This window comes from Arthrobacter sp. MDT2-34-1 (genome assembly GCF_059091365.1).
This window is the reverse complement of the sequence record NZ_JBNHGO010000013.1, coordinates 1-4331: the sequence shown is the minus strand read 5'-3', so window position 1 is coordinate 4331 and position 4331 is coordinate 1. Positions and strand designations below refer to the sequence as shown.

General features: G+C 68.6%; 2 protein-coding genes and 1 pseudogene. 1 reads left to right on the top strand and 2 read right to left on the bottom strand.

From position 1 onward, the window contains the following. A pseudogene (locus AC5RVV_RS17090) lies at positions 1-1341 on the bottom strand (transcription-repair coupling factor); the annotation flags it as partial. A 233-nt stretch (positions 1342-1574) separates the two neighbouring features. Between AC5RVV_RS17090 and AC5RVV_RS17085 the strand changes: the two are divergent. Beyond that, positions 1575-3140, top strand: a complete 1566-nt coding sequence (locus tag AC5RVV_RS17085; RefSeq protein WP_493986704.1) for an IS1182 family transposase — start codon at positions 1575-1577, stop codon at positions 3138-3140. A gap of 189 nt (positions 3141-3329) precedes the next feature. Here AC5RVV_RS17085 and AC5RVV_RS17080 read toward each other — a convergent pair whose 3' ends face one another. Beyond that, positions 3330-4241 carry a VOC family protein gene (locus AC5RVV_RS17080; RefSeq protein ID WP_494002569.1) on the bottom strand — a complete coding sequence of 304 codons (912 nt, stop codon included), beginning with the start codon at positions 4239-4241 and terminating at the stop codon, positions 3330-3332. Between the last annotated feature and the right edge of the window lie 90 nt (positions 4242-4331).

The window sequence follows — 4331 nt, the reverse complement described above, 5'->3', positions numbered from 1 at the left end:
GGGGCCGGGACCGTCGGTGACCACCACCAGGCGCCACTGGTCCTTCATGCGGCCGCCGATGAAATCCATCATCTCCCCGACATCGCCCTGGTAGCCGCGGGGTTCGCGGGCATGGATGGTCAGCGTGTCGATGTCCAGCACCAGTTCGTCGTCGGTGCCCAGTGAGGTGATGGACCACCAGGAGATGCCGTGGCCCAGCGCGGTGGAGCGGGTCTCGGTGAGCGAGCGGAAACTGGCCGCGTCCAGGCTGGCGCTGATGCCGTCGGAGCCGTCGCCGCCGTCGAGCGCCTGGGACAGATCCACCGGCGCCGCACCGCCCTCGGAGGCGGTGGCCCACGCCGCGGCGAGGAATTCCTCGTTCGTCGCGGCCAGGTCGTGGGCCCGCGAACGCACCTTTTCCGGTTCGACCAGCACACTGATGGAGCCGGCCGGCAGCTCGCCCAGGAACGGCACCATGGCATCCACCAGCACCGGCGCCAGCGATTCCATGCCTTCCACCGCGATCCCGCCGGCGATCTTCTCCAGCATGGAGGCGGCCGCCGGCATGCGCGGCTGCAGCTTCGCGGCACGGGACATCACGGCCGGGGTGATCAGCAGTTCGCGGCACGGCGGGGCGTAGAGTTCGGACGGGTGCTTGACGTTCGGCCCGGTCAGCGAGCGCTGGTCCGCGACCGCGAACCAGCGCATCTGGTCCACCTCGTCGCCGAAGAATTCGATGCGGACCGGATGGTCCTCGGTGGGCGGGAAGACATCGAGGATGCCGCCGCGGACGGCAAATTCGCCGCGCCGGGTCACCATGTCCACGCGGGCGTAGGCGGCGTCGGCGAGGGCGCGGATGACGTCGTCGAACGGCTTTTCGTCGCCGACCCGCAGGGAGACGGGAACCAGGTCGCCCAGTCCGGCGACCAGCGGCTGCAGCACCGCACGCACGGGTGCGACGACGACACGCAGCGGCTCCGGGCGGGTTCCGGGATGCTTGATGCGGCGGAGGACGGAAATGCGGCGACCGACGGTATCCGAACGCGGCGAAAGCCGCTCATGCGGCAGGGTTTCCCAGGCGGGGAATTCCTCGATCGCCCCGTCCGGCAGGTAGCCGCGCAGCGCGGCGGCCAGGTCCTCGGTTTCGCGTTCCGTGGCCGTGACGGCCAGGACCACCGGCGGCGCGGCGCCGTCCCCGGCCAGCCCGTCCGCCATCTCGGCGATCAGCGCCGCGCGCAGGCCGGTGGGCGCGCCGATCTGGAAATCCTCGTTGCGTTCGTCCGCGGGCCGGGCGGCCTGGGCCCGGACCCTCGCGTAGGAAGCGTCGTCGGCAAGGACGGCCCGCAGTCCGTTCAGGCTCATGGTCCCGGTTCTCCTTCATGATTGCCCGCAGCACGAATACCCGAGGTTCGCTGACGAACCCCGGGGCATGCACACGAGTTTACCGCGCCGCGGCCGGCGGACCCCGCCGCCTGGAGCGGTTGCTTGAGTGCGCAAGGTTTCCCTAGGAGGCCGCTGAACAAATTGCTTCTGTAACTTGGGGAGTTTAAGGCGCGCCTGCTGGACTCGTCCGCTCAGTGGTTAAGACTGGTCTTATGCAGGGACGTAAGCAGGAGCAGCGGAAGCTGTTGGACGTGGAAGCGCTGGCCGGGGAGCTATTGGCCCCGGGCAGCGTTTTCGCGTTTCTGGCCGGACATCGGAACCGGTTGTTTCCGGATTCGATGATGGAGGACTTGTTCCCCTCGAAGCGGGGCCGGCCCTCGGTGCCGGCCTCGGTGATCGGTTCGGTGCTGGTCCTGCAGGCGCTCGAAGGGCTCTCGGACCGGGAAACTGCGGACGCGTTGACGTATGACCTGCGGTGGAAAGCAGCGTGCGGGTACGGGCTGACGGACACGGCGTTCCATCCGACCACGCTCACGTACTGGCGCAGGCGTCTGGCTGCGAGCAGCCGCCCGCACCGGATCATGGATGCCATTGCTGAAGTCGTTGCCGAGACCGGGGTGCTCAAGGGCAGGCGGCGCAGGGCCTTGGATTCCACCGTGCTGGATGATGCCGTGGCCCGGCAGGACACGATCACCCAGCTAATTGCCGCGGTGCGCCGCTTCGGCCGGGACGTCCCTTACGGGTGGGACCTGATCGAGGCCCACGCGGGCGGCTATGACTACACGCGCACCGGGAAGCCGGACATCGCCTGGGACGACGCCGAGGCCAAACAGGCCCTGGTTTCGCGGTTGGTCAACGACGCGTTGGCGCTGCTGGCAGCCATCGATCCGGGAAGCCTGGAGGGCAAAGCCGCCGATGCGTATGCGTTGCTGGCGCTGGTCGCGGGGCAGGACGTGGAGCCGGCAGAGGGTTCGGACGGGACGGACGGGCGGTGGCGGATTGCCCGGAACGTCGCCAGGGACCGGGTGATTTCGACCGTGGACCCGGACGCGCGGCACGCGCATAAGACCCGGTCGGACAAGCGCGATGGTTACAAGGCCCATATCGTCGCCGAGCCGGAGACCGGGATCCTTACGGCCGCCGCCGTAACGAAGGCAGCCGGGCCCGGCTCCTCCGATGCCGAAGCCGGAGCGCTGCTGCTTGATGCCGATCCGGCCGTGGCAGCAGGGATGCCGGTGGATGCCCTGGCCGACTCGGCCTACGGGACCGCGGACATGCTCCGCGCCCTCGCCGCTGCAGGCCACCGTGCCCTCATCAAACCCAAACCGCTGGCCGCGGCCGTAGAGGGCGGTTACACGCTCGATGACTTCTCCTACGACCCGGACGCCGGAACGCTGACCTGCCCGAACGGGCTCATCCGCAAGATCACAGACAAGGGGTACGTGACGTTCGGTGCCGCGTGCCGGGCCTGCCCGCTGCGCGAGAACTGCACGACCGCGGCCGGAGGCCGCAAGATCGAACTGCACCCCGGGCACGCCCTGATGCGGGCCCACCGCGCTGCCGCGCAGGAGAAGGGCTTCCAAACCGATTACAGGCAGCACCGGCCCATGGTCGAACGCTCGATCGCCTGGCTCACCGACGGGAACAACCGGCGGCTGCGCTACCTCGGAGTGGCGAAAAACGATGCCTGGTTCCGGCTGCGGGCCGCTGCAGTGAACCTCAAACGTCTCTTATCACTCGGACTCACCGTCCGAAACGAGGCCTGGGCCCTCGGATAAGCCCGCCGGAGACACCCGGTCCCCACCCAGGGCCGGCAGGAGCCCCACCAGAGCGCCCTGCACTGCGAAACGCCCGTCGAAAGCATCAATCACCTGCCCGCTCCTTCATACCCAGAAACGCCGAAGGGCTGGTTCGAGCGTCAATTCGCCCTCACCAGCCCTTCAAATCGCCCCTTGTTCAGCAGTCTCCTAGGCGGCGGCGCTGACCTGGATCAGCGTCTTCCACGGATCGTCGAAGCGCAGGGTGGCGCCGTCATGCCGGGTGGCGATCCCGTGGCCCTTCAGGCGGGACTCCAGCGCGGCGACGTCGTCGAGCGTGGGGACGTCGATGTTCACCTGGCCCAGGCCCAGTGCTGCGGCACGCGGACCGGCACCGGCACTGTTCCAGACATTGAGGCCGATGTGGTGGTGGTAGCCGCCGGCGGAGATGAACAGGGCGGAGCCGACGTCGGACATCAGCCCGAAGCCCAGGGTGTCCACGTAGAAGGCGCGCGCGTGCTCGATATCACCGATCTGCAGGTGCACGTGGCCCAGCTTGGCGTCCCGCGCCGTGGGCCTGGCCAGGTTTTCCTGGGTCAGATTATTCTGAAGGTAGGCATTCGGGTCCAGGAAGTTCGTGGCGACGCTGAGCAGGCCGTTGTCCTCGTGCCGCCAGGTCTCCCGCGGCCGGTCGGTGTAGAGCTCGACGCCGTTGCCCTCCGGATCGTCGAAGTAGAAGGCCTCGCTGTACAGGTGGTCGGCGCTGCCGGTGAAGGAATGCGGTGCCTTGGTGGCCGCATGCGCCACGGCGGCGGCCAGCGCCGCGGCGTCTTCGAACAGAATGGCGGTGTGGAACAGGCCGGCCTGTCCGGGCTTGGCCGGCGGCAGGTCCTTGACCTGCTTGAGGGTCATGGCCGTCTTCCCGTGCCTGCCCAGCACGGCGGTGCTGCCGCTGTGCTGCAGGACCTCCAGGGTGATCGCTTCGGTGTAGTACTTCAGCATTGCGTCCACGTCATGGACCAGCAGTTCGACGGCGCCCATCGCGGTCCCGGCGGCCAGCAGCTCGTCGGCCTTCCGCTGGCGCAGGTGGGCGGGGTTCGGGTTCTGGGGGAAGATCGGCATGGTTCCTTCGGGGATTGATGCGGGTGGAAGCGGAACTGCTGTCCCGCCCGGCCCGGCTTTCGAGGGTCAAGGTGCGTGCCGCCGTCGGAC